The following is a 20,951-nucleotide window of genomic DNA, read 5'->3' on the forward strand; positions in this document are numbered from 1 at the left end:
GGGCCAGATTAGCCCATAGGATATCTCCAGTGTAGCTCAAACGCGTATTAATACGGGTTTGTTATGACGTAAACTTTGTGCTCAATACGACAATCTGACGAGTTTGGGAGGATCGCCGGATGACAGCCACACCTATCTACCAGCAACATCTGGATAAAACCCCGGCGAATTTCACGCCGTTGTCTCCGCTGAGCTATCTTGAGCGGACGGCGGCAGTGTATCCGGATTACCCATCCGTTGTGTATGGCGAGCGCCGGTATAGCTGGGCAGAAACCTATGCGCGGAGCCGACGTCTGGCCAGCGCGCTGACTACGCGTGGCGTAGGCGTGGGCGATACAGTCTCGATCATCGCGGCCAATATCCCCGAGCTGTATGAGGCGCATTTTGGCGTGCCCATGGCAGGGGCGGTGCTGAACGCGATCAACACGCGGTTGGATGCGCCGATCATCGCCTTCATTCTGAACCATGCCGAAGCCAAGGTTCTGCTGGTCGATCCCGAGTTTTCAGGCGTCGTGAAACAGGCGTTAGCGCAGGTGGATCACAACATTCTGGTGATTGACATCGAAGACGCCAGTTTTGACGGTGGCGAGCGATTGGGAGATCTGACCTATGAGGGTCTGCTGGCCGAGGGTGATCCAGAGTTCGACTGGTCTTTGCCCGTAGATGAATGGGACGCGATCACGCTGAACTATACCTCGGGCACCACCGGCAACCCCAAAGGTGTAGTCTATCACCATCGCGGCGCGGCGCTGAATGCAACATCGAACATTCTGACCTGGGGGATGCCGCAGCATTCGGTCTATCTGTGGACCTTGCCGATGTTCCACTGCAACGGCTGGTGTTTCCCGTGGACGATGGCGGCCAATGCGGGCACCTCCGTCTGCCTGCGCGCCGTACGGGACGAACCGATCTATCGCGCCTTCCGAGAAGAGGGCGTAACTCATTTCTGCGGCGCGCCGATCGTGCTGAACATGCTGGCCAATGCACCGGATCACCTCAAGGATTTCACGCAGCAGATTAAGGCGATGACCGCTGGTGCTCCGCCGCCGGCCAAGGTGATCGAAGCGATGGAAGGGATGGGTGTCGAGGTTACCCATGTCTATGGGTTGACCGAGACTTATGGTCCATCCGTCGTCTGCGCGTGGAAGGACGAATGGAACGACAAGGGTGCAGAAGACCGCGCCGCGCTCAAGGTGCGTCAGGGTGTGAAATACGTGGCATTGTCTGGCTTGATGGTCGCAGACCCTGAAACCATGGAGCCTGTTCCTTCGGATGGCGAAACCATGGGTGAGATATTCATGCAGGGCAACATTGTCATGAAGGGCTATCTCAAGAACGCCGAGGCGACCGACAAAGCCTTCAAAGGCGGGTGGTTTGCCTCGGGCGATCTGGGCGTGATGCACCCGGATGGCTACATCGCGCTGAAGGATCGGTCCAAGGACATCATCATCTCGGGCGGCGAGAATATTTCATCGGTCGAGGTTGAGGATACGCTTTATAAACACCCGGCTGTTATGGAGGCGGCGGTGGTGGCCCGCCCGGATGAGAAATGGGGTGAAACGCCGTGTGCATTTGTTGAATTGAAACCGCAGGCAGAGGCGAATGAAGCTGAAATTATTGCCTTCTGCCGGGATCATATGGCCCATTTCAAAGCACCCAAGACGGTTGTGTTTGGGGCGTTGCCCAAGACGTCGACGGGGAAGATTCAGAAGTTCATCCTGCGCGACCGGGCGCGTGAATTGGGTTAATCGAAGATCGACAAATCAAGCGGCAGCATCTCGCCCATCCATATAGCGCGATCCCGGTGATCGGCCAAGTGATCGCCGGTTTCTGGATGGGTGAAAATGGTCAGCCCTTGCCGGTTCAGGATCAGCCAGGGAAAGACCTGATCAAAGGCTTCGGCTGGAAAGCCCAGCTGGCAACTCCATCGCGGATGCGGGCCAACATTGAGCGCATGCATGTGGCCCATCTGGACAGCGGGAAACAGACGCGCGGCCTCTTCACAGACCTGCCGTGCCGTGTCCTGAGTGTCGGCGTCGAAATAGACATGGGCGTGGTAGCCGGTGATCTTGGGCATGGGGTTCTCCATCTGTCGTTGCGCAGAAACCTAAGGACGGCGCGAGGATTTGTGCACCCGCACTGCCACACAGACTCTGTGCGCCGGTTCAGAGCGGAGCGTGCAGGTCGGGATGGGCTGCGGCAAAGGCCGAATGCTCGGCACAGACGGCCTCGACTGCTGTCAGGCGTGGCATATCGGATAGATCAACTTCCCACCGGTGCGCATTATAAAGCTGCGGGATCAGGCAGATATCGGCCAGACCGGGGGTGTCGCCGGTACAGAACGGGGATTGATCAAAGCCACCCAGAAGCGTTTCAAACGCCAGCAGGCCCGGCCGGATGAAGTGACGCATCCAGTCGCCGGGCATGTCGCCTGCACCTTGGCTGAGCGCGGTGGCATGTTTGGCAACCGACAGATTGCAGACCGGATGGATATCCACCGCGATACTGTGCGCCAATGCCCGCGCCGCGGCTCGCTTGGCCGGATCGGTTGGCAACAGACCCAGTTCGCGGGTCTCATCCAGATAATCGAGGATCGCCAGCGATTGGGTCAACCGAACCCCATCGATATCCAGCACCGGGACCAGACCTTGCGGGTTGCGGTCCAAATGATCCGGGGCGCGATGCGCCCCGTTCACCAGATCCACGACGACCGGGCGGTAGGTGATCCCAGCCAGATTCAGTGCAATCCGCACCCGGTAACTGGCGGACGAACGCCAGTAATCAAACAGAACCACTTCGGACATACGATGGTTAGCCTTTGCTTAGTTCCTTGGCATGCAGCCAGTCGGCATGCTGAGGGGCTCGTTTGGTGCGCGACCATTCTTCGAGCATATCCCATTTGACCGAATCCAGCCGGGCCAGCATGGCCTCTTCCTCGGGGTCGGGGCAAGCCAGTTCCACCCGGTGACCGTTCGGATCGAAGAAATAGATCGAATGAAAGATCGAATGATCCGTGACACCCAGAACCTCGACGCCGTTGGCTTCGAGATGGTCCTTGAATGCGATCAGCTCATCACGGTCCTTCACCTTGAATGCGATGTGCTGCACCCAAATCGGCGTGTTGGGATCGCGCCCCATTTCCGGCTTGGTAGGCAGCTCAAAAAACGCCAGCACATTGCCATTTCCGGCATCCAGAAACAGGTGCATGTAGGGATCAGGTTCATGGGTGGAGGGCACATGGTCTTCGGCAATCGCCAGAATGAAATCCATGTTCAGCATCTTGCCATACCATTCAACGGTCTCTTTCGCGTCCTTGCAGCGATAGGCGACGTGGTGAATCTGTTCGATTTTCATGGGCTTACTCCTGTTTCAGGGCTGCGGCGTCCAACGCCTGCTTCAGCACCGCGTTGTCGCCGATGTGGTTTGCCAGAACCAGCACAAGGCGCGCGTTGAACGCATCGCTTTCGGCTTTCTCAAGCCCTTCATGGGCGGCCACCAGATCGGCATAGAAATCGTCTGCCTGGGTCAGATTGGATGAGAGGATCAGATCAGCCATGTCGCTTACTCCTTGCCTGTGGCGCGGCGCACCGCGTGCCGGAATGCATTTTCTTCGTAGGTGTCGCGGCGGGCGGCCACGTGCTGATCGGGACGGATCAGATAGACCGCTCCGCTGGCATCGCCCAGATAGCGGCGCTTCAGCGTCAGGGTCGGGTCGTCTTTGACCGAGAGTGCCAGGCGTTTGACGATGATGCCATCGACCTCGATCTCATCTGGTGCATCGGCGTCGATGGTCAGCAGCGTGAACTGTCCAGCCAGTTTAGGCAGTAGAAAGCCGTCACCCAAAGGCGCATCGGGGCAGGACGCTCCGGGACGCGTCTGCGTCGGCCCGTTCAACGCATCCGCCGAATTCAACGACGAGCCGTCATAGACGCAAGGTACGCTCAGGCGGCCAGAATTCACCATCGGGCGGGCGAAGTCATAGTGCTCGCTCAAGTCCAGCACCGCGTCGCGCAGGATGCGGGACATCTGCGATTTCGGGGTGATGAAATCGGTCGAGCGGGTCGAGTTCAGGATGTTTTCGTCCGCACCGTGAATGCGTTCCTGATCGTAGCTGTCCAGCAGCGACTCAGGCGCTTTGCCGTCAATCACCAGTTTCAGTTTCCAGCACAGGTTGTCGGTATCCTGCACGCCCGAGTTTGCGCCCCGTGCGCCAAACGGGCTGACCTGATGGGCACTGTCACCGGCAAAGATCACGCGGCCATGGCGGAATTGCTCCATCCGGCGGCACTGGAAGGTGTAGATGCTGACCCATTCCAGCTCGAAATTTACCTCCTCGCCCAGCATGGCCTTGAGGCGCGGGATCACGTTTTCCGGGCGCTTTTCGCGTTCCTTGTCGATATCCCATCCCAGTTGCAGATCGATGCGCCAGACGCCATCGGGTTGTTTATGTAGCAACGCAGATTGGCCTTTGTTGAACGGCGGATCGAACCAGAACCAGCGTTCCGAGGGGAAATCGGCCTCCATAATCACATCAGCGATCAGGAAGTTGTCTTCGAACACGCGGCCCACAAAATCCTTACCCATCATGGCGCGCATGGGTGAGCCCGCGCCGTCGCAGGCGATGACCCAATCCGCTTCGATGGTGTATGATCCCTCGGGCGTTTCGACCTCAAGCTTGACGTGATCGGGGTGGGTTCCAACGGCTTCGACCTTGTTGCGGCCGCGGATTTCGATCGGTGCACCCTGCGCTTGCAATTCGCGGACGCGGTCGACCAGAAACTGCTCGAAATAGTATTGCTGCAGGTTGATGAAGGCCGGGCGCTGATCGCCGCTGTCGGGCTGCAGGTCGAATTCGTAAACCTGACGTTCGTCGAAGAACACTTTGCCCTTGTTCCAAAGAACGCCTTTGTCGACCATCGGCTGCCCGCAACCAAGTCGGTCGAGGATTTCCAGCGGGCGTTTGGCAAAACAGATGGCGCGGCTGCCGAAGCTGACCTTGTCGTTGTCGTCCAGCACCAGCACCTCGACCCCTTGCTGGGCCAGATCGATGGCGGCGGCCAGACCCACCGGACCAGCCCCAACAACGATGACCTTGTGACGCACGGGCGCTGGCGCGGATTGATCCGGGCTGGCCTCGTAGGCATAAAGTGGAACTTCAAAAATCTTGTTCACTCTCTCTCTCCCATTTCTGGCGCATCGGGCGCACCCCATCTGTTCCCCGGCACAGTTGCGCCGGAGGTCTTGCGTTAGAGTTTCACCGTCAAATCCGGGCCGCCACGATCTGGATCAAATCCGGCCCGGAATTCTTAGCCCTGAAGGGCCTCCCACATCTCCAGATCGCGCTGGGCGGTCCAGATACGGGGCGTGTCGATGCCGCGGGCCTCGTCATAGGCGCGGGCAACATTGAAGGGCAGGCAGTGTTCGTAGATCGCATAGTCGGCGAATTTTGGGTCGCATTCTGCGCGCACGGCGTCCCATGCTTCTTTCAGACTGCCGCCGCGCGCCGCAACCTTGGCGGCCGGTCGGTAGGTGCTTTCTACGAAATCGCGGGTGTTTTCGATGGCCGCGTTGACCATGTCTTTACCGACCAGAGCGTCGCCGCGCCCCGGCGCGATAGCGTCTACGTCGAACCACTTGATTTCGTCCAGAGTGTCGCCCCAGTCGCTGAAATGCCCGTCGCCGCAATAGCAGGCCGAGTGGTATTCGACGATGTCACCGGTGAACATAACGTTCTGATCGGGCACATGGATGACGATATCACCTGCCGTATGGGCGCGGCCCAGATGCATCAAGTCGATCCGGCGCTTGCCCAGATAAACCGTCATTGTGTCGCTGAAGGTGGTGGTGGGCCATGTGAGGCCGGGGATGCTTTCGTGTCCTTCAAAGAGACGCGGGAAGCGTTGGAATTCGCTGTCCCAGTCTTCCTGACCACGTTCAACCACCATTGCGCGCGCCATATCCGACATCAGGATCTGTTGCGCACCAAACGCGCTCGCGCCCAGCACGCGTACTGCGTGGTAATGGGTCAGCGCCACATGGGTGATCGGCTTGTCAGTCACCGACCGCACGCATTCGATCACCTTGTTGGCGAGACGCGGGGTCGCCTGTGCCTCGATAATCATAACGCTGTCATCGCCGATGATCACGCCCGAGTTCGGGTCGCCTTCGGCGGTGAAGGCATAGAGCCCTTCGCCCACCTCGGTGAAGCTGATTTTCTTTTCCGACGTGTCCCCCTGGGACGCAAATGCCTTGGCCATATCAGTGATTTCCCTTCTGGACAGCGACTGGCTTTGATGATGTTGTCGCCATATGTTTGAACGTCGATTTTTGCCTTATTGGGCAACCGCTTGTGTTGTCATTGCCTGCGCCATCATCCTGCTGTGGATGGGCCGCGAACCGATTTGCAAATGCGGTTATGTCAAGCTGTGGCATGGTGAAACCTTCAGTTCCGAAAGCTCGCAGCATCTGACCGATTGGTACACGCCCAGCCACATCATTCATGGCTTTCTGTTTTACGGTCTTCTGTGGCTGGTGGCGCGCCGCCTTGCCGTTGGCTGGCGGTTGTTCATCGCCACCTTGATAGAAGTCGCGTGGGAGATTTCCGAGAACACCAATGCCGTGATCGAACACTACCGCGCGGTCACGATCTCGCTGGATTACTACGGCGACAGTGTCGTCAACTCGATCGCCGATATTGGCGCGATGATGCTGGGGTTCTGGTTGGCGCGTCGCCTGCCGATCTGGATGACGGTCACCATTGCGCTGGGATTCGAGATCCTGACCACCACGCTGATCCGCGATGGTCTGACGCTGAACGTGCTGATGCTGCTTTATCCCATCGAGGCCGTTAAGGACTGGCAGAGCGCGCTCTGAATATGCGGACTGGACCTGCATCAATCTCTGGCGAATGGATTTTCGAGTGCGGGCAGCACAGTGCCGGTGCAATCGCCGAACCCGATGGAATAGCCGTCGCCCTTGGCTGCGCCGGTCAGGGTCAGCGTGTCGCCGTTCTCGATGAAGGTGCGGGTCTCGCCTGTGTCCAGCGTCAGCGGCTCTTTCCCGCCCCAGCTGAGTTCCAGAAGTGATCCGCGCTCTGGCTTGTTCGGTCCCGAAATGGTGCCGGACCCCAACAGGTCGCCCGTGTTCATCGGACACCCAGACGTCGAGTGATGCGCCAACTGCTGCGCCGCCGAGTAGTACATCTCGCGATAATTGGTCCGTGCGATGGTCGTGGCGTCTTTATTCTCGGGCGCCATCGTCACGGCCAAATCGATGTCATAGAGCATCGGGCCGCAATCCTTCAGGTGGTCCAGCAGGGCAAACTCACGGTCGGGCGTATCGCAGCGGAACGGTTCCAGCGCCGCTTTGGTCACGATCCAGGGGCTGATCGAGGTCGCGGTCGCCTTGGCCTGAAATGGCCCCAGCGGCTGGTATTCCCAGGCCTGAATATCGCGTGCGGACCAGTCGTTTAGCAGGACATAGCCAAAGATGTTGTCATCGGCTTCCTGCACTGAAATTGGGCCGTCAGACGGTGTGCCCACGATTGCACCCATCTCTAGTTCGATATCAAATCGACGGCTGGGCAGGAAAGCAGGCAGGTCCTGATCGGGCGATTTCAACTGACCCCAGGGGCGACGGATATCCGTGCCTGAAACGACAACAGACGACGCGCGGCCGTTATAGCCGATGGGGATGTGCAGCCAGTTCGGCGGCAACGCGTTTTCCGGGCCGCGGAACATGGTGCCCACGTTCTGGGCATGGTGGCGGCCCGCGTAGAAATCGGTGTACTCGCTGACGGCAAAGGGCATGTGCATCTCGGCCTCGTCTTGCGGGATCAGCAGACCTTCAATCTTGTGCTGTTCGTCCGAATCTTCAGCCAATAGCGTAGATAGGCGGTCGCGCAATGCAGCCCATACGGCAGGGCCTTCTTCCATCAGAGGATTCCAGAAGGGCAGATCGAACAGCGGCTCATCCGACAGCGCGATTAATCCATCAGCCTCGGCAGCAGTCACGTCGAAGATCATGTCGCCGATGGCGACGCCGCAGCGGGGCTCGGTGGTTTCGGTCGAGAACACGCCATAAGGCAGGTTGTTCAGCGGGAAGGGGTGGTCGGCGGAATTGGCCGATGCGACCCAAGATTTCTTCAAAGGCATATTGCGTCCTTATGTCTTTCGGTTACGAGGCGGCGCGCAGGGATTTGAAGCCCAGCAGGGCTGCCGCCAATATCATGAAGCTGCCACCGATCCGGTCGAGCCAATGCCTTGCCGGCCCCTGCAGGCGCCGGGCCAGCCAACTGGCAGTGGAGCCATAGGCCATCAGAAACAACCCGTCTATGATCAGATATGTGGCCGAGAGGATGGCGAATTGCGGCCAGAATGGCAGCGCGCCATCGATGAACAGCGGAAACAGAGCGGCGAAGAACACCACCGCCTTGGGATTCGCGGCAGAGGTGATGAAGCCCTGCATCCAGAGCGCCTTGCGGCTGGCACGTGGCGCATCGTTGGTTTCGGCAACGCGTGCCTTCACGATTTGCTTGACGCCGAGATAGACCAGATAGGCCACGCCCAACCACTTGATCACGGTAAAGGCGGTCCCGGACGTGGCGATCAGGGCAGCCAGACCCAGACCGGCGGCCAACATTTGAAAGAAATTGGCCGTCAAATCACCCGCAGCGGTAAAAAAACCTCGCCGCAGCCCATTGGTTGCCGAGTTCGACAGCATCAGCAACTGGCTTGGCCCCGGTGTGCTCATCAGCAGCAACACCGTCGCCACATAGGTGATCCAGATATCAAAACTCATCTCGTCTCCGGTGATCCTTCAACTTGTCACTTGTCGAATAATAGTTGATTTTGTAACTAACAAGGATGACCCAGCCTAAAAATGACCAAAAAGATGAGTTTGATTTGCGAAATTTCCTGCCGTTCCTGTTGAATCAGGCGGCCGAGGAAAGTTCGCTTGAGTTTCAGCGCGTTTACAAGGATCGCTACGGAATGCTGCGCACCGAATGGCGGGTGCTGTTTCATCTTGGCAATCATGGTGAGATGACCGCACGCGACATTGTTGAGCGTGCCAAAATCCACAAAACCAAGGTCAGCCGTGCGGTCAGCCGATTGCAACAGCGCCGATATTTGCAAAGGTTGCGGGATGAAAGTGACCGGCGGGTTGAGCGGCTATCGCTGACCTCGGCTGGCCAGAAGGTTTATCGCGAGTTAAGCGGTATCGCGCAGGATTATGATCAGAAACTGGCATCGCGTTTCACCACGGGTGAGGCCGCTTTGCTGCGCATGATGCTGCGACGTCTGGCCGGAATGGATTAGGGTACTGGTAATCCGGTACAGCTGCCCCCAGATCAACGTCATAACGGACACAGGAACGACACATGACAGCGCCGGATTCCCCAACGGCAAAATCCCATGATCTGATAGATTGGTTGGTGACCCGAGGCCTGGAAGGGGCCGACAAACAAGAACTTTTGGACGGGTATTGCACCCGTTTGGTTGATCTTGGTGTGCCCTTGATGCGCTTTCATGCGGCGCAACCGGCCTTGCATCCCGTCTATGGCGGAACGGGCTATAGCTGGTACCGCAGCAAAGGAAGTAATCTGGAAACCTTCGAGTATTCCGAAGAGCCCAGTGAAGTTTGGACACAAAGTCCGCTATATGCCGTATTGCACGAAGATATCGATGCTATCCGTGAACGGCTGGTCGACCAGAACGAACCCAGCCGCTTTCCTCTGCTAAACGAGTTGCGGGAAAACGGAGCCACGGACTATTACGCGACTGGCATCAGCTTTGATGTGCCGGCTCAACGCAATCCCTATGATGCGAAAGAGGCAATCGACGGCGTCTTGATGTCCTGGTCCAGCAATGCGCCGGAAGGATTCTGCGACGATGATCTGGATGTGATCAATACGGCGCTACCGCATCTGGGGCTGGCTCTGAAGTCAGCCTCGAACGCGCGGGTATCGAAAGATTTGATGCGGGTTTATCTGGGGCGCGATGCCGGTCGTCGGGTCTTGTCCGGTGAAATCCGTCGCGGGTCACTGCAGCAGATTGATGCGGTGATCTGGAACTTCGATCTGGAAGGGTTCACCAGCCTGTCAGAAGAGATGCCAGGGATCGAAGTCATAGATATGCTAAATGACTACCTGGGTGTGGTGGTCGATGTTGTTCATCAATGCGAAGGCAACATCCTGAAGTTCATGGGTGACGGTGTCATGGCGATGTTTGATGTCGGCGAGATCGATGCCGATGCCCGCGCCGCGCTGGCTGCGGCGACCATGCTGCAAGAGCGCATGGCCGAATTGAACACTCAGCGGAGTTCACGGGGTCAACCGGTTTCGAACTATACGCTTGCATTGCACTCTGGTGAGATCCTCTATGGAAACATCGGCTCCGAAAGTCGGCTGGATTTCACGGTGATTGGTCCGGCGGTCAACCAGACGTCGAGAATCGCGGGGATGCACAGGTCACTGGGGCAGCGAATCCTGATTTCCGACGATGTAGCCCGCGCGGCCCATCCCTGCGATCAGGATCTGATCTCGGTCGGTCGCTATATGTTGCGGGGCGTGGCTGAACCAAAAGAGTTGTTTACCATCTACAGAACGGCTGGCTAGATCTGGCCATTGTACAGCTGCTTAATGCGGTAGCTTGAGGCCAGAGGTCAACACCACTATTTTTCAACGCTGACCAATCCAGGATAATCTGTCTTGGCAACGCTGCGAATGGCGTCTGAGATAAAGCTGAATGCGCGATGGTGGCCACTGGAGGCGCGCCAGACAAGGCCAATCGACCTATTCAGGCGGCCGGGCCGATAGGGCACAAGTGCCACGTCCCCGCCAAATTTGGGCACTTCGGACGCCACATAAAGTGATGGAAGGAATGAGATTCCGATATTCATAGCGGTCATCTGACGAATGGCATCCAAACTGGTGCCTTCATAGTCATACAGCAGATTTGCGCCGACCTCCTTGGTCAGGTTTTCGATCTGGCTGTGGAGGGTGAAGCGCCGCGACAGGACCAAAACGTTTTCCCCCTTTAGATCTTCGTCTTCTACGTATTCCTTTTTTGCCAGTGGATGGCTGAGGGCCACAGCCAGATGAAGAGGCTCTCGCAGTAATCGCTGAACAAAAACATCGGCCGATTTCACCGGCAGTTGCGTCAGAATAACGTCGTGCATTCCGCTCAGCAGTTCTTGCAGCAGTTCTGAGGGGGGGCCGTCACGCACGATCAATCTCAGATCCGGATGGTTCTGATGCAAATGCAGAAAAACGCGCGGCAACAGATAGGGCCCCAGCGTTGGGGATGAGCCAAGGCGAAAACTTCCTGAAAGTTCGGATTTCATCCGATTGTGTGTTTCTTGTAGGGCCATCACATCAGATAGTATGCTTCGGGTTTGCTCAAGAATTTCTCGTCCTTCAGGCGTCAGCATCGCTCCGGCGCGGCCTCGTTCGACGAGGTTCAGACAAAGCACAGATTCCAAATTGGCAATCTGCAGGCTAAGGGAAGGCTGGCTAATGCCGATACGCTCGGCGGCTTTCCTGTAGTGGCCAGTGTCGGCCAGCGTACGGAAATAGGACAGTTGTTTCAATGTCAGCTGGATGTCGATCAATAGGTTTTTCCAATCAAATATTGTTGAATAATAGGCTATCCTATTTTGTTGGAATATCCAACAATTGGCGCAGTCTCTTGTTTCAGAGCACTTGGTGTTGGTGTGTTCGCTCGGAGGACGTCATGAACATTCAAAGCAAATCTATTCGATCTGAACACTCCTGCGGGCATTCGAGATCAGTTGATCTGCGCAGATTGAGGTCGCAGGGCGTTCTTTCCGAACGTGAAGTCAAATGGTGTCAGTCGAACGGTGTCGAGGTCGCTTACGACCCGATTCAAATAGGCTGGGTCCCACTGGAATGTGAGGATGACATCCTGGGCACATTTGGGCGTCCGAATCCCCGGCCATTCCACTTCCGTGCATGGGATCTGAAGGACTCGGCAGAGTATGCGGCGATGCTTTCCTCTGAGCGCCTGTGGCGCTATCTGCCGGAGGTCTATCCAGGCCCAATCAGTGCGGACGATGCCGCCCAATTGATCGAACTGGGTTACGAAGATCATCATCAGGTGTTGGCCATCGAGAAAGACGGGCACGCAATCGGACAGGTTCGTATGCTGGAAAAGGGGTCGGGCACCGCCGAAGTCAGCTATTGGTTGGGTGAGAAGCATTGGGGCAAGAGGTACGCCAGTTCGATCGTCGCACAGTACTGTGACGAATATTTGCGCCAACGCCCCAAGGTTTACCGGGTGATCGCGGTTGTGCACACAGACAACTTGGCATCTCAAGCTGTTCTCCGGAAATGTGCGTTTACCGACTCTGCGCGCGACGGAGAGTGGCTTACACTTGAGCGGCTACGTAGAGCATCTTAAGGCACTTGGATTTACTTAGATTAGCTGTGCAGGCGCTGCCACGAGGCTAGAAATCGATCTCTACACCCGGCAAGCTCAGTTCCTTCATCATGTCGCGCAGTTCCTGGCGTGCGGCGATGTTGGAGATATTGAGCTGCTTGACCCCGATATCCTTGAGGTCCAGCAAAGTCAGTCCGCGCGGGAACAACTCGCGGAAAATCACTCGCTCGGAAAAGCCCGAGGCGACGCGGAAGCCGATGCGCTGTGACAGCATTTCGATCGCGCGTTGCATCTTTTCCTTGTTGACCATGCGCTGGGTGCCGACCCGGTTGCGGACGACGACCCAGTCGATCGGTTTCAGCCCAGCTTGGGCGCGCAGTTGGCGGGCATTCCAGACCATCTCGGAATAGACTGAGGGGCCAAGGATTCTCTCACCTTTGGAATCGATCCGCGCCAGCAGGTCAAAATCGATGAAACTGTCGTTCAGCGGTGTAATCAGCGTATCGGCCAGCGAATGTGCAACCTGGCTGAGTCGAGTGTGCGAACCGGGGCAGTCGATCAGGATGAAATCGCTATCGCTTTCCAGTTCGGCCACGGCGGCCGAAAGGCGGTGGTCATAGATGTTTTCACCGGGTTGCAGAGCGCTGGCGTCAATCTCGGGCAGGTCGTGGTGGCGTGGGCTGGGCAGAGACAGGTCCGAGCCGTTCAGGAAGTTCAAGCGGTTCTCGAAATACCGGCCCAGACTGCGCTGCCGCAGGTCAAGATCGAGTGTGCTGACCTTGTGCCCCAGCCGTGCCAATGCGGTGGCCACATGCATCGACACGGTTGATTTGCCTGCGCCGCCCTTTTCGTTCCCGACCACAATGATATGTGCCATGCCTGTATTCCCAAGTCCCGCCGTGTTTGCCTACACGTTGTTAGCAGCCACTATATGTTGTGTAGGCCGGGAAGGGAAGAACCTCGGGCCGTCTTGAGCGCTATTATCAAGCCTCAAATTGGAAAAGTGCTTGGTACTTGGGGGTTAGGGTAAATCCTTGCCAAACACACACCCCTGTTTCACTGTCCATCCTATGGATTTGTGATCGAGGGCAGCCATTGGATCATCTATTTCTGAACGTTTTGAACGTGGTTCTGCCTGTCCTGATTTGCGCTGGAATCGGTTACGCTCTGGCTGTGATCAGGGCCCCTTATGACAACAAGGTTATTGGCGGGATCGTCTCGCGGGTCGGGTATCCGACGCTAATAATCTCGCACCTTTCAACCACCCAGATTGCGGTCGGCACCTTTCTTGATGTCATGATGGCCGCCGCTTTGGCGATTGCAGGTTTTGGGCTGTTGGGGCTTGTCGCGCTCAAACTGATGCGGCTGCCGGTGCGGGCATTTCTGACGCCACTGATGCATGGCAATGTCGGCAATATCGGCCTGCCCATTACCCTTTTGGCGCTGGGCGATGCGGGAATGGCCTATACGATGGCATTTGTGGTGGTTGTGCTGATCAGTATCTTCACGATCGGCATGTGGATTCCGGCCGGAGAGTTCTCGCCCAAGAAACTGGCGACTTCGCCGATTATTTACGCGGTCGCACTGTCGCTGGTGTTGATGGCGACGGGCACCAGCCTGCCGCAACCGGTGGCCAAATCCTTTGATATTCTGGGTGGGCTCTCGATCCCGCTGATGTTGCTGACGCTGGGCCACACGCTGGCGACCCTGCGGATCAAAAGCCTTGGCCGAGCCGTTTTGCTGACAGCGCTGCACCTGCTGATGGCTGCGGTGATTGCCAGCGCGTTGGTCTGGAGCTTCGGCTTCACCGGGGCTGAGCGGGGCGCGGTGATCCTGTGCTGTTTGATGCCATCCTCTGTCGCGACCTATTTGTTTATCGATCAGCATGCGCCGGAATACGGACCCGATGTGGCCGGGTTCATTCTGATTTCGACTCTGTCCACGATCCTGGTGCTGCCATTGGCGCTGTCCTACTGGATCTAATAGGCGCTGGGCGCGCAGCGCGCTAAAAACAGTATCTATCAGCAAAAAACCGTTTAATAATAGGCACAACACGGTGCCCGAAGGGCCAGCGCGCTATTCCTGAACGGGGGACAGGCAGATGCCAAAAGACGTCACTGAGGACATATCCGGCGCGGGAGGGGCACGTCTGGTTCTGGTGATGACCGCGCTGTGCATGATGGTTGTTGGCTTCAACACAACCGCCGTTGCGACGATCCTGCCAAATCTGAAGGCCGAGTTCGATCTGTCGCCTTCCAGCCTGCAATGGGTGATGGCGATCTATACAGTGGTTAGCGCGACCCTCGTCACCATCGTCAGCCGACTTGGCGATATCACCGGCAAGATGGGCGTCTTCTTTGCCGGAATGATCGTGTTCGGTCTTGGCTCGGCCCTTGTATTGTTTTCGCAGGATGCAGCCATGTTGCTGGCAGGCCGCGGGGCCCAAGGTGCCGGGGCGGCAGCGCTGTTTGGCACCTCGCTTTCGCTGCTGACTGCCGCCACGCCCGAGGAACAACGGGCCAGCGTCACCGGTGCCTGGGGCGCGATCGTCGGGCTGGCAATTGGTGTTGGTCCGATCGTTGGCGGCGCGTTTGCGCATTACCTCAGCTGGCGGGGCGTGTTTGCCACCGATCTGGCGCTGCTGATCGTGGCCTTTGCGGTCGGGTTGCGGGTCAGCAAAGAGCATTACGTCCCCGACACCCGTCTTGCAGGCGCAAAGTTCGATCTTGCGGGTGCAGTCGCATTGGTCCTGCTGCTTGGCCCGCTATCCTTCGCGCTCAGCAACGGGGAAAGCCACGGATGGGCCACAAGATCGACCCTGATCCCGCTTGCCGTGTCGGCTGTAGCGGTGATTGCACTGATCATCACCTCGCGCCGCAGCGCGGACCCTCTGATCGAGCTGCGCTACTTCCGCCACCCCCGTTATTTCATGGCGGCGGCAGGGATGTTCATTACCGGCTTCGCGCTGTTCAGCTTTTTCGTCTATTTCAACGTCTTCGTGCAATCGCCAGATGCGTTTGGCCTGTCCGCTGTTGGGGCGGGGGTGGCGATCCTGCCGTTGAGCCTCAGTATGTTCGTCGTGTCCGTGGTGGCTCCGCGTTTTCTTGCACCTTACAGTTTTCGATGGCCGGTGATCCTGGGCATGGGGTTCATGACCTGTGGGTTCATGCTGTTGACGACAACGACGAACACAACCGGCATGGGTGCGATTTGGTGGAAGCTGGTGATTATCGGGATCGGGCTTGGCATCGGTTTTTCGTTATTGCCGCGTCTCGGGCTGCGCTTGTTGCCGGAAGAACATATGGGGCAGGGCTCGGGCGTAGTGAATGCGTTCCTTTATTTTGGGGCCACGCTTGGTGCGGTTGTCGGCGGGTTGGCTGAAGCGATCACCACCCGGCGCGGCCTGACCGAAGTGATCAACGCCTTGCCCACCGGGTCCGAGCAACGGGCTGATCTGGCCCATGCGTTGACACATGGCACTGCAAGTCAGGTGCAGCAGCTTATAGCGGCGCTTGATCCGACCACGGGCGAAGCGTTGGCGCGCGCCTTGCGAGATCTGCAGGATGATGCATTTAACAGTGCCATGCTTGTCGCCGCTATCGCTGCGCTTTTGGGGATGATCCTGGCTGCCGTAATGCTGCGAGGCCCCGTGCCTCCACCGCACAGCGCGGTTGATCTGACAAGGGACTGATCGTCGGTGGGGCCACTTGTGACCGGCACCCAATCGGCCTAGGTTTTCGCCATGTGTGGAAAATTTGCAGCCGGTCACCTGACGCAGCGGGAAATGCTGGCGATTACCGAGTATTTTCTCTACGGCAAGGTCTCGCCTGATCTGCCCGAACAGCTGCCTTCGGGCGGGTACAATGTGTCTCCGACCAATCGGGTTGGCATGGTCCGTTGGGACGGAGACCGGGCCGAGCTGGCGACGGCGCGCTGGCAGATCAAGGACCCGCGCAGCAAGAAGCCGATGATCAACTCGAAGATCGAAAATGTCAGCTTCTGGCAGGAGTACTGGAACAAGGGGCGCTGTCTTATTCCGGCGCTGGGCTATTACGAATGGCCCAAGGATCAGGGCCATAATTGCCCGGTCTACATTACGGTTCAGCGCAATGCCCCGGTGATGTTCTTTGCGGGGTTTTACCGAACGGATGATGGCAGCCATAGCTGTACGATCCTGACCCGGACACCCAGCCCGCAGATCGCGCATATTCACAGCCGAATGCCGGTGATCCTGACCCCGGATGAGATCGAAAACTGGCTATCAGGCGTCACGACCGCGCAAGAGGCGCAGCAGTCGTTGGGTGCGCAGTACGAAGGCCGGTTTGAATATCACACCGTCAAACCCATCAAGCGCGGAGCTGAGGGCGAAGATATGATTGAGCCTTACACGCCCCCGGTCCAGACCGGGTTTGATTTCTGAAACAGCCGCAAAGTGCAGTGGGGTAATTCCAAAACAAAAAAGGCCGCCCAATTGGACGGCCTTTCGCATTTCAACCAGGTCGGGATTAGAAGCCCAGACCTTCGTATTTCTTCTTGAACTTCGACACGCGGCCGCCTGCGTCCATCAGGCGCGACGAACCACCGGTCCATGCGGGGTGCACGGAAGGGTCGATTTCCAGAGCCAACTGGTCGCCTTCGCTGCCCCAGGTGGATTTCATCTGAACCACAGAGCCATCGGTCATTTTGACGTTGATGACGTGATAATCGGGATGGATGTCTTTTTTCATCTTTCCGCTCCTTACGCCTCGGCGCCAGCCTTGGGCTTGTAGTTGGTGACTTCTGCGATACGCGCGGATTTACCACGGCGCGAGCGCAGGTAGTAAAGTTTGGCGCGACGAACGCGGCCACGGCGGACAACGGTGATGCTGTCGATATTGGTCGAATGCAGCGGGAACACACGCTCCACGCCTTCGCCAAACGAAATCTTGCGAACGGTGAACGAACCGGCGATGCCGCTGCCACCTTTGCGCGCGATGCAGACGCCTTCATAGTTCTGCACACGGGTACGCGACCCTTCGGTCACTTTAAAGCCGACACGGATGGTGTCACCGGCTTTGAAATCGGGGATGTCTTTCCCCAGGGCGGCAATCTGTTCCGCCTCAAGCTGTGCGATCAGGTCCATCGCAGTTACTCCTATCTGCTCGTGGTTGGTCCACGAAGTTTGGGCACGGCCTGAGAGCTCTTGGTCTTCACCGGGTCCTGCGCACAGCCCGCCAGAGGTCAGATCGAATGTTCCTTTTGGTCCGGTCCGCCCTGTCGCGCCGGTGCCGAAGAAAGCTGGGCGTCACGTCAGGATGCAAACCAAAACACCGGAGTCGCATAACGCCACACCGGATTGCGCTGCTTTACGGGCTTTGCGGGCGGGGATCAAGCCTTATTCTTGGTGAAACAGGTGAGTTTTTGCCACCCGTCAAATCCACCGTTGCCTTGTTCACCAGATCAGGCATTCTGGGATTAATTATAAGAGCAGATATTTGATACAGGATCATAAGATGCGCAAAGCACTTCTGCTGGCCGTTATGGCGCTTGCACTTGTCTCATGTGGTCGCCGCGGCCCGCAACCTCAGGCGGTTGAGCCGCAGGCCTTCGCGGACACGACCCCGCCTTCGATCATCTACCCCGCCTTTGGTGACGCTGACCCGCACCCGTGGGAAGGTCGCCACCCCGGCCAGTACCCCGTGCATGGGCTGGATGTCTCGCGTTGGCAGGGGCCGATTGATTGGCGCACCGCACAGAAGAACGGTGTCAGCTTTGCCTTCATCAAAGCCACCGAGGGCGGAGATTTTACCGACCCGATGTTCGACGAGCACCGACGCGGCGCACAAGCTGCCGGAGTGCCGTGGGGGGCCTATCACTATTACTATTTCTGCCGACCGGCCCAAGAACAGGCGCGTTGGTTCATCCAGAACGTGCCCAAAGGGGCCGACCTGCCGCATGTGCTGGATATGGAATGGACGCCCCATTCCAAAACCTGCACCCTGCGCCCTGATGGCCGAACCGTTCGGGCCGAGGCGCAGCGGTTCCTTGATATTCTCGAGCGCCACTATGGCCGACGCCCGATTGTCTACACGACGGTAGATTTCTACGGCGACACCGATATCGGACGACTTCCCAAAACCGAGTTCTGGCTGCGCTCGGTCGCGGGCCACCCGCGCAACGTTTATCCAGGCTCGGTCTGGCGGTTCTGGCAATACACCGGCACCGGGCTGGTGCCGGGGGTTCAGGGTAAGGTGGACATCAACACCTTCAACGGCACGCCGGAAACCTGGGCGTTGTGGAAGGCAACCCGTTAGTCTTAGCCCTTATCTTCTGATTTTCGATAGGCGTCCCACAGATCGGGCCGCCGTTCGCGGGTGATCTGTTCCGACATTTCATGACGCCAATCCGCAATGCGTCCATGGTGGCCTGACATCAGGATCTCGGGGATCGGGCGGCCTTTCCAGTCGGCGGGGCGGGTGTATTGCGGATGCTCCAATAAGCCAGAGGAAAAGCTCTCCTCCTCGGCTGAGGCCTGGTTGCCCAGAACGCCCGGGATCAGCCGCACGGTGGCGTCGATCAGGGCCTGTGCGGCGATTTCACCCCCGGTCATGACAAAATCACCCAAGCTGATCTCTTGCACGCCGTAGTGCTCCAGCACGCGCTCATCGACGCCTTCGAAACGACCACATAACAGGGTCATGCCATCGCAGCGAGCCAGGTTTTGCATCATTTTCTGATCCATCCGACGCCCACGCGGGCTGAGGTAGATCAACGGCCAGTTGCCCCGGATGCCCGCCATCGTATGCTCAATGGCCTCACCCAGCACATCGGCACGCAGCACCATGCCCGCACCGCCGCCCGCCGGGGTGTCATCCACATTGCGGTGCTTGCCGATCCCGAATTGGCGCAAATCCACAGTTTCCAACTGCCATAGCCCTTCTTGCAGGGCCTTGCCGGTCAGGCTTTCGCCTAGAACACCGGGGAAGGCAGATGGGAACAACGTGATAATCTTGGCCTTCCACACCCCGTGCAGATCGGGCGTCGGCGTCATCAACTCGCGCGGCTTCAACGTTGGACGGATGGCTTTGCGGCCATGGGACTTTCCGGGTTTATCTGTCATCTCGAGCCGATCAGATCATTTTGGGTGCTTTGAACCAAAGCCGTCTTTTGATCGATCAGCGCAGCATCGTCCAGATCGGATCGGTTCATTTCCAGCATCTGCTGCAAGACATCCTCGGGCAGGCGTGGGTTTGATCGGGTCGGGCCTACCAATTCGGCGGCTTTGTCCGCAGGCAGGTCAAGGAATTCAGCAAAAGTGCTTCCAAGCCCATGTCGCTGGCCCTGCAGGTCTTCCAGCCATTCGGTGCGGACCGAGACCGAGGGCAAACGGTCGCGCACAGCCGCCGCAGCAACCTGAGGCGACGGCACCGGTTCAAGTCTTGCGCGGAAAGCCTCAAAATCCTGAATTAGGCGCGAGCGTTGAAGATCATGTGCCCACAGGCTGCGCAGCCAGCTTCCGCGTTGGCGCAAGGAGTAGTAGATCGTGATATGCACCTCTTCCCCGGCAAACCGGTCGCGGATCAGGCCGACAAGGCACGAGGCAAGCTCGGGCGCGGCCTCATAGCCCACCGCGACATTGCGGCTTGGGCGCAGGCCCGAGAAATTCTCTTCGCTCAGAACCAGCCCGCGCTTCTGGCCGAATTCTAGTGAATTCAGAAAGTGCCGCATCTGATCCTTGAAATCGCTCATCGCGCCGGGGGTGCCGTAGACGGAATAGCGCGTGGCGGCCTCGGACAAGCCTGTTTTGCGGGTCCGATAGGGCAGGACCAACGCATGGTGTGGCCAGATCAGTGACCGGTTCTCGAACAGAAAGGACTGTGCCGCCGTTGTCCCGGTCTTGTGCAGACCCAGATGCAGCAACACGCGACGCATTACAGCAGGCCCTCGGGCGGGTCGGCGATGATGCGGCCCTTGTCCAGATCAACGGTCGGAACGGATTCGAGTGTAAACGGCAGCAGCACGGTGGCCTTTAAGCCCGGCCCATGCAGTTCCAACAGATCCGCCGCACCGTGATTTTGCACCGATTTCACTCGGCCCAGCAGCGTGCCGCCGGTGTCATAAACCTCAAGCCCGATAAGGTCGGTGTGGTAAAACTCATCATCCGGCAGCGACGGCAATTGATCGCGCCGCGCATAAAGGCGCAGACCGTTCAGCGCATCCGCCGCTTCCTTCGTCTCAATGCCACCCAGCCGGGCGGCAAAGCCGTTCTTGATCGCGCGGGTCAGGACTACGGGATAGCGCTCTTTACCTTCTTCGTCTGTCAGCGGCGAATAGCCTTCGATATCCTCGGGGACGGCACAGAAACTTTTCAGCCGCACCTCGCCGCGCACCCCATACGAGCCCGCGATGCTGCCTACGCAGATCAGATCACTCATTTCGACCATCCGTCACACATAGCCCGTCCCGCCATTGTCCGATCACCTCGCACGCCTCGCGCTGGTTCGAGCGTTCGAAGAATACGCCCACAATAAATGCGATCGCCAGCAGGATGGGAAGCCGTAACAAACCGAACAT

Annotated in this window: 25 protein-coding genes; 9 read left to right on the forward strand and 16 right to left on the reverse strand. The window is 58.0% G+C overall.

Annotated features, from left to right (window positions below; all coding sequences use genetic code 11):
* The first annotated feature begins 119 nt into the window (after positions 1-119).
* On the forward strand, positions 120-1,748 hold the full coding sequence (locus ACR0DE_RS05250; RefSeq protein ID WP_480752246.1) for an acyl-CoA synthetase: 1,629 nt from the start codon (positions 120-122) through the stop codon (positions 1,746-1,748).
* On the opposite strand, the gene ACR0DE_RS05255 is transcribed toward ACR0DE_RS05250, so the two are convergent.
* From ACR0DE_RS05255 to ACR0DE_RS05280, 6 genes are all read right to left on the reverse strand, one after another.
* A complete protein-coding gene (locus ACR0DE_RS05255; protein WP_480752247.1) occupies positions 1,745-2,077 on the reverse strand; it encodes a DOPA 4,5-dioxygenase family protein in 333 nt (110 codons plus the stop codon). The two genes, ACR0DE_RS05250 and ACR0DE_RS05255, sit on opposite strands and share 4 nt — an antisense overlap.
* An 88-nt stretch (positions 2,078-2,165) precedes the next feature.
* Entirely contained in the window at positions 2,166-2,804 is a 639-nt protein-coding gene (gene maiA / locus ACR0DE_RS05260) for a maleylacetoacetate isomerase (RefSeq protein WP_480752248.1), read from the reverse strand.
* Positions 2,805-2,811: 7 nt separating this feature from the next.
* Positions 2,812-3,354 (reverse strand): VOC family protein, encoded by a 543-nt coding sequence (locus ACR0DE_RS05265; protein WP_170392683.1) that lies wholly within the window; start codon positions 3,352-3,354, stop codon positions 2,812-2,814.
* Between the two features lie 4 nt (positions 3,355-3,358).
* Positions 3,359-3,556, reverse strand: a complete 198-nt coding sequence (locus ACR0DE_RS05270) for a DUF2783 domain-containing protein (protein WP_170392682.1) — start codon at positions 3,554-3,556, stop codon at positions 3,359-3,361.
* 5 nt (positions 3,557-3,561) lie between these two features.
* Positions 3,562-5,172: an FAD-dependent oxidoreductase gene (locus ACR0DE_RS05275; protein ID WP_480752249.1), complete on the reverse strand. Its 1,611-nt coding sequence runs from the start codon at positions 5,170-5,172 to the stop codon at positions 3,562-3,564.
* Positions 5,173-5,306: 134 nt separating this feature from the next.
* On the reverse strand, positions 5,307-6,257 hold the full coding sequence (locus ACR0DE_RS05280) for an MBL fold metallo-hydrolase (RefSeq protein WP_480752250.1): 951 nt from the start codon (positions 6,255-6,257) through the stop codon (positions 5,307-5,309).
* A gap of 52 nt (positions 6,258-6,309) precedes the next feature.
* Here ACR0DE_RS05280 and ACR0DE_RS05285 point away from each other — a divergent pair, with 52 nt between their 5' ends.
* Complete coding sequence (locus ACR0DE_RS05285; protein WP_170402422.1) at positions 6,310-6,873, forward strand: DUF2585 domain-containing protein; 564 nt, start codon at positions 6,310-6,312, stop codon at positions 6,871-6,873.
* A 20-nt stretch (positions 6,874-6,893) separates the two neighbouring features.
* Here the strand turns inward: ACR0DE_RS05285 and fahA are convergent, their stop codons facing one another.
* Both fahA and ACR0DE_RS05295 read right to left on the reverse strand, forming a co-directional pair.
* Positions 6,894-8,153 carry a fumarylacetoacetase gene (gene fahA, locus ACR0DE_RS05290; RefSeq protein WP_223116952.1) on the reverse strand — a complete coding sequence of 420 codons (1,260 nt, stop codon included), beginning with the start codon at positions 8,151-8,153 and terminating at the stop codon, positions 6,894-6,896.
* Positions 8,154-8,175: 22 nt separating this feature from the next.
* Entirely contained in the window at positions 8,176-8,799 is a 624-nt protein-coding gene (locus tag ACR0DE_RS05295; protein ID WP_480752251.1) for a LysE family translocator, read from the reverse strand.
* Between the two features lie 65 nt (positions 8,800-8,864).
* Here ACR0DE_RS05295 and ACR0DE_RS05300 point away from each other — a divergent pair, with 65 nt between their 5' ends.
* Both ACR0DE_RS05300 and ACR0DE_RS05305 read left to right on the forward strand, forming a co-directional pair.
* The gene (locus ACR0DE_RS05300) at positions 8,865-9,317 is read left to right on the forward strand and encodes a MarR family winged helix-turn-helix transcriptional regulator (RefSeq protein WP_480752252.1); all 453 of its coding nucleotides are present in this window, start codon (positions 8,865-8,867) and stop codon (positions 9,315-9,317) included.
* Between the two features lie 62 nt (positions 9,318-9,379).
* Positions 9,380-10,615, forward strand: coding sequence for an adenylate/guanylate cyclase domain-containing protein (locus tag ACR0DE_RS05305; RefSeq protein ID WP_170392675.1), 1,236 nt, complete (start codon positions 9,380-9,382; stop codon positions 10,613-10,615).
* Between the two features lie 56 nt (positions 10,616-10,671).
* Here the strand turns inward: ACR0DE_RS05305 and ACR0DE_RS05310 are convergent, their stop codons facing one another.
* Positions 10,672-11,610: a hydrogen peroxide-inducible genes activator gene (locus ACR0DE_RS05310; RefSeq protein ID WP_480752253.1), complete on the reverse strand. Its 939-nt coding sequence runs from the start codon at positions 11,608-11,610 to the stop codon at positions 10,672-10,674.
* A gap of 122 nt (positions 11,611-11,732) precedes the next feature.
* On the opposite strand from ACR0DE_RS05310, the gene ACR0DE_RS05315 reads away from it, so the two are divergent.
* Positions 11,733-12,419 (forward strand): GNAT family N-acetyltransferase, encoded by a 687-nt coding sequence (locus ACR0DE_RS05315; RefSeq protein ID WP_480752254.1) that lies wholly within the window; start codon positions 11,733-11,735, stop codon positions 12,417-12,419.
* A 46-nt stretch (positions 12,420-12,465) separates the two neighbouring features.
* On the opposite strand, the gene ACR0DE_RS05320 is transcribed toward ACR0DE_RS05315, so the two are convergent.
* The gene (locus tag ACR0DE_RS05320) at positions 12,466-13,275 is read right to left on the reverse strand and encodes a division plane positioning ATPase MipZ (RefSeq protein ID WP_170402416.1); all 810 of its coding nucleotides are present in this window, start codon (positions 13,273-13,275) and stop codon (positions 12,466-12,468) included.
* Between the two features lie 218 nt (positions 13,276-13,493).
* Between ACR0DE_RS05320 and ACR0DE_RS05325 the strand changes: the two genes are divergently transcribed.
* The 3 genes from ACR0DE_RS05325 to ACR0DE_RS05335 all read left to right on the forward strand — a co-directional run bounded on the left by ACR0DE_RS05325 (position 13,494) and on the right by ACR0DE_RS05335 (position 16,818).
* Positions 13,494-14,381, forward strand: a complete 888-nt coding sequence (locus ACR0DE_RS05325) for an AEC family transporter (RefSeq protein ID WP_170392672.1) — start codon at positions 13,494-13,496, stop codon at positions 14,379-14,381.
* Positions 14,382-14,499: 118 nt separating this feature from the next.
* Positions 14,500-16,089 carry an MFS transporter gene (locus tag ACR0DE_RS05330; protein ID WP_170392671.1) on the forward strand — a complete coding sequence of 530 codons (1,590 nt, stop codon included), beginning with the start codon at positions 14,500-14,502 and terminating at the stop codon, positions 16,087-16,089.
* Between the two features lie 51 nt (positions 16,090-16,140).
* On the forward strand, positions 16,141-16,818 hold the full coding sequence (locus ACR0DE_RS05335; RefSeq protein ID WP_170392670.1) for an SOS response-associated peptidase: 678 nt from the start codon (positions 16,141-16,143) through the stop codon (positions 16,816-16,818).
* 85 nt (positions 16,819-16,903) lie between these two features.
* Here the strand turns inward: ACR0DE_RS05335 and rpmE are convergent, their stop codons facing one another.
* Positions 16,904-17,125, reverse strand: coding sequence for a 50S ribosomal protein L31 (gene rpmE / locus ACR0DE_RS05340; protein WP_170392669.1), 222 nt, complete (start codon positions 17,123-17,125; stop codon positions 16,904-16,906).
* 11 nt (positions 17,126-17,136) lie between these two features.
* On the reverse strand, positions 17,137-17,520 hold the full coding sequence (rplS, locus tag ACR0DE_RS05345) for a 50S ribosomal protein L19 (RefSeq protein ID WP_170328369.1): 384 nt from the start codon (positions 17,518-17,520) through the stop codon (positions 17,137-17,139).
* A gap of 370 nt (positions 17,521-17,890) precedes the next feature.
* Here rplS and ACR0DE_RS05350 point away from each other — a divergent pair, with 370 nt between their 5' ends.
* A complete protein-coding gene (locus tag ACR0DE_RS05350; RefSeq protein WP_170402409.1) occupies positions 17,891-18,691 on the forward strand; it encodes a glycoside hydrolase family 25 protein in 801 nt (266 codons plus the stop codon).
* A 2-nt stretch (positions 18,692-18,693) separates the two neighbouring features.
* On the opposite strand, the gene trmD is transcribed toward ACR0DE_RS05350, so the two are convergent.
* From trmD to ACR0DE_RS05370, 4 genes are read right to left on the reverse strand one after another with little or no spacing between them, the layout of a single operon-like run.
* Positions 18,694-19,497 carry a tRNA (guanosine(37)-N1)-methyltransferase TrmD gene (trmD, locus tag ACR0DE_RS05355; RefSeq protein WP_170392667.1) on the reverse strand — a complete coding sequence of 268 codons (804 nt, stop codon included), beginning with the start codon at positions 19,495-19,497 and terminating at the stop codon, positions 18,694-18,696.
* Complete coding sequence (locus tag ACR0DE_RS05360) at positions 19,494-20,309, reverse strand: hypothetical protein (protein ID WP_480707371.1); 816 nt, start codon at positions 20,307-20,309, stop codon at positions 19,494-19,496. The genes trmD and ACR0DE_RS05360 overlap by 4 nt, the downstream gene beginning before the upstream one ends.
* A complete protein-coding gene (rimM, locus tag ACR0DE_RS05365) occupies positions 20,309-20,812 on the reverse strand; it encodes a ribosome maturation factor RimM (protein WP_170392665.1) in 504 nt (167 codons plus the stop codon). Before rimM ends, ACR0DE_RS05360 begins: the two co-directional genes overlap by 1 nt.
* Positions 20,805-20,951, reverse strand: coding sequence for a hypothetical protein (locus tag ACR0DE_RS05370; RefSeq protein ID WP_170392664.1), 147 nt, complete (start codon positions 20,949-20,951; stop codon positions 20,805-20,807). The genes rimM and ACR0DE_RS05370 overlap by 8 nt, the downstream gene beginning before the upstream one ends.

It is taken from the genome of Ruegeria sp. C10, assembly GCF_056537805.1.

What these genes read in the sequence shown, in the direction of transcription:
- ACR0DE_RS05270 (WP_170392682.1), bottom strand. Translation starts at nt 3,556, where the DNA reads ATGGCTGATCTGATCCTCTCATCCAATCTGACCCAGGCAGACGATTTC.
- ACR0DE_RS05360 (WP_480707371.1), bottom strand. Translation starts at nt 20,309, where the DNA reads ATGCGTCGCGTGTTGCTGCATCTGGGTCTGCACAAGACCGGGACAACG.
- rpmE (WP_170392669.1), bottom strand. Translation starts at nt 17,125, where the DNA reads ATGAAAAAAGACATCCATCCCGATTATCACGTCATCAACGTCAAAATG.
- maiA (WP_480752248.1), bottom strand. Translation starts at nt 2,804, where the DNA reads ATGTCCGAAGTGGTTCTGTTTGATTACTGGCGTTCGTCCGCCAGTTAC.
- fahA (WP_223116952.1), bottom strand. Translation starts at nt 8,153, where the DNA reads ATGCCTTTGAAGAAATCTTGGGTCGCATCGGCCAATTCCGCCGACCAC.
- ACR0DE_RS05280 (WP_480752250.1), bottom strand. Translation starts at nt 6,257, where the DNA reads ATGGCCAAGGCATTTGCGTCCCAGGGGGACACGTCGGAAAAGAAAATC.
- ACR0DE_RS05285 (WP_170402422.1), top strand. Translation starts at nt 6,310, where the DNA reads ATGTTTGAACGTCGATTTTTGCCTTATTGGGCAACCGCTTGTGTTGTC.
- ACR0DE_RS05305 (WP_170392675.1), top strand. Translation starts at nt 9,380, where the DNA reads ATGACAGCGCCGGATTCCCCAACGGCAAAATCCCATGATCTGATAGAT.
- rimM (WP_170392665.1), bottom strand. Translation starts at nt 20,812, where the DNA reads ATGAGTGATCTGATCTGCGTAGGCAGCATCGCGGGCTCGTATGGGGTG.
- ACR0DE_RS05265 (WP_170392683.1), bottom strand. Translation starts at nt 3,354, where the DNA reads ATGAAAATCGAACAGATTCACCACGTCGCCTATCGCTGCAAGGACGCG.
- ACR0DE_RS05350 (WP_170402409.1), top strand. Translation starts at nt 17,891, where the DNA reads ATGCGCAAAGCACTTCTGCTGGCCGTTATGGCGCTTGCACTTGTCTCA.
- ACR0DE_RS05250 (WP_480752246.1), top strand. Translation starts at nt 120, where the DNA reads ATGACAGCCACACCTATCTACCAGCAACATCTGGATAAAACCCCGGCG.
- trmD (WP_170392667.1), bottom strand. Translation starts at nt 19,497, where the DNA reads ATGACAGATAAACCCGGAAAGTCCCATGGCCGCAAAGCCATCCGTCCA.
- ACR0DE_RS05330 (WP_170392671.1), top strand. Translation starts at nt 14,500, where the DNA reads ATGCCAAAAGACGTCACTGAGGACATATCCGGCGCGGGAGGGGCACGT.
- ACR0DE_RS05300 (WP_480752252.1), top strand. Translation starts at nt 8,865, where the DNA reads ATGACCCAGCCTAAAAATGACCAAAAAGATGAGTTTGATTTGCGAAAT.
- ACR0DE_RS05295 (WP_480752251.1), bottom strand. Translation starts at nt 8,799, where the DNA reads ATGAGTTTTGATATCTGGATCACCTATGTGGCGACGGTGTTGCTGCTG.
- ACR0DE_RS05320 (WP_170402416.1), bottom strand. Translation starts at nt 13,275, where the DNA reads ATGGCACATATCATTGTGGTCGGGAACGAAAAGGGCGGCGCAGGCAAA.
- ACR0DE_RS05335 (WP_170392670.1), top strand. Translation starts at nt 16,141, where the DNA reads ATGTGTGGAAAATTTGCAGCCGGTCACCTGACGCAGCGGGAAATGCTG.
- rplS (WP_170328369.1), bottom strand. Translation starts at nt 17,520, where the DNA reads ATGGACCTGATCGCACAGCTTGAGGCGGAACAGATTGCCGCCCTGGGG.
- ACR0DE_RS05255 (WP_480752247.1), bottom strand. Translation starts at nt 2,077, where the DNA reads ATGCCCAAGATCACCGGCTACCACGCCCATGTCTATTTCGACGCCGAC.
- ACR0DE_RS05315 (WP_480752254.1), top strand. Translation starts at nt 11,733, where the DNA reads ATGAACATTCAAAGCAAATCTATTCGATCTGAACACTCCTGCGGGCAT.
- ACR0DE_RS05370 (WP_170392664.1), bottom strand. Translation starts at nt 20,951, where the DNA reads ATGTTCGGTTTGTTACGGCTTCCCATCCTGCTGGCGATCGCATTTATT.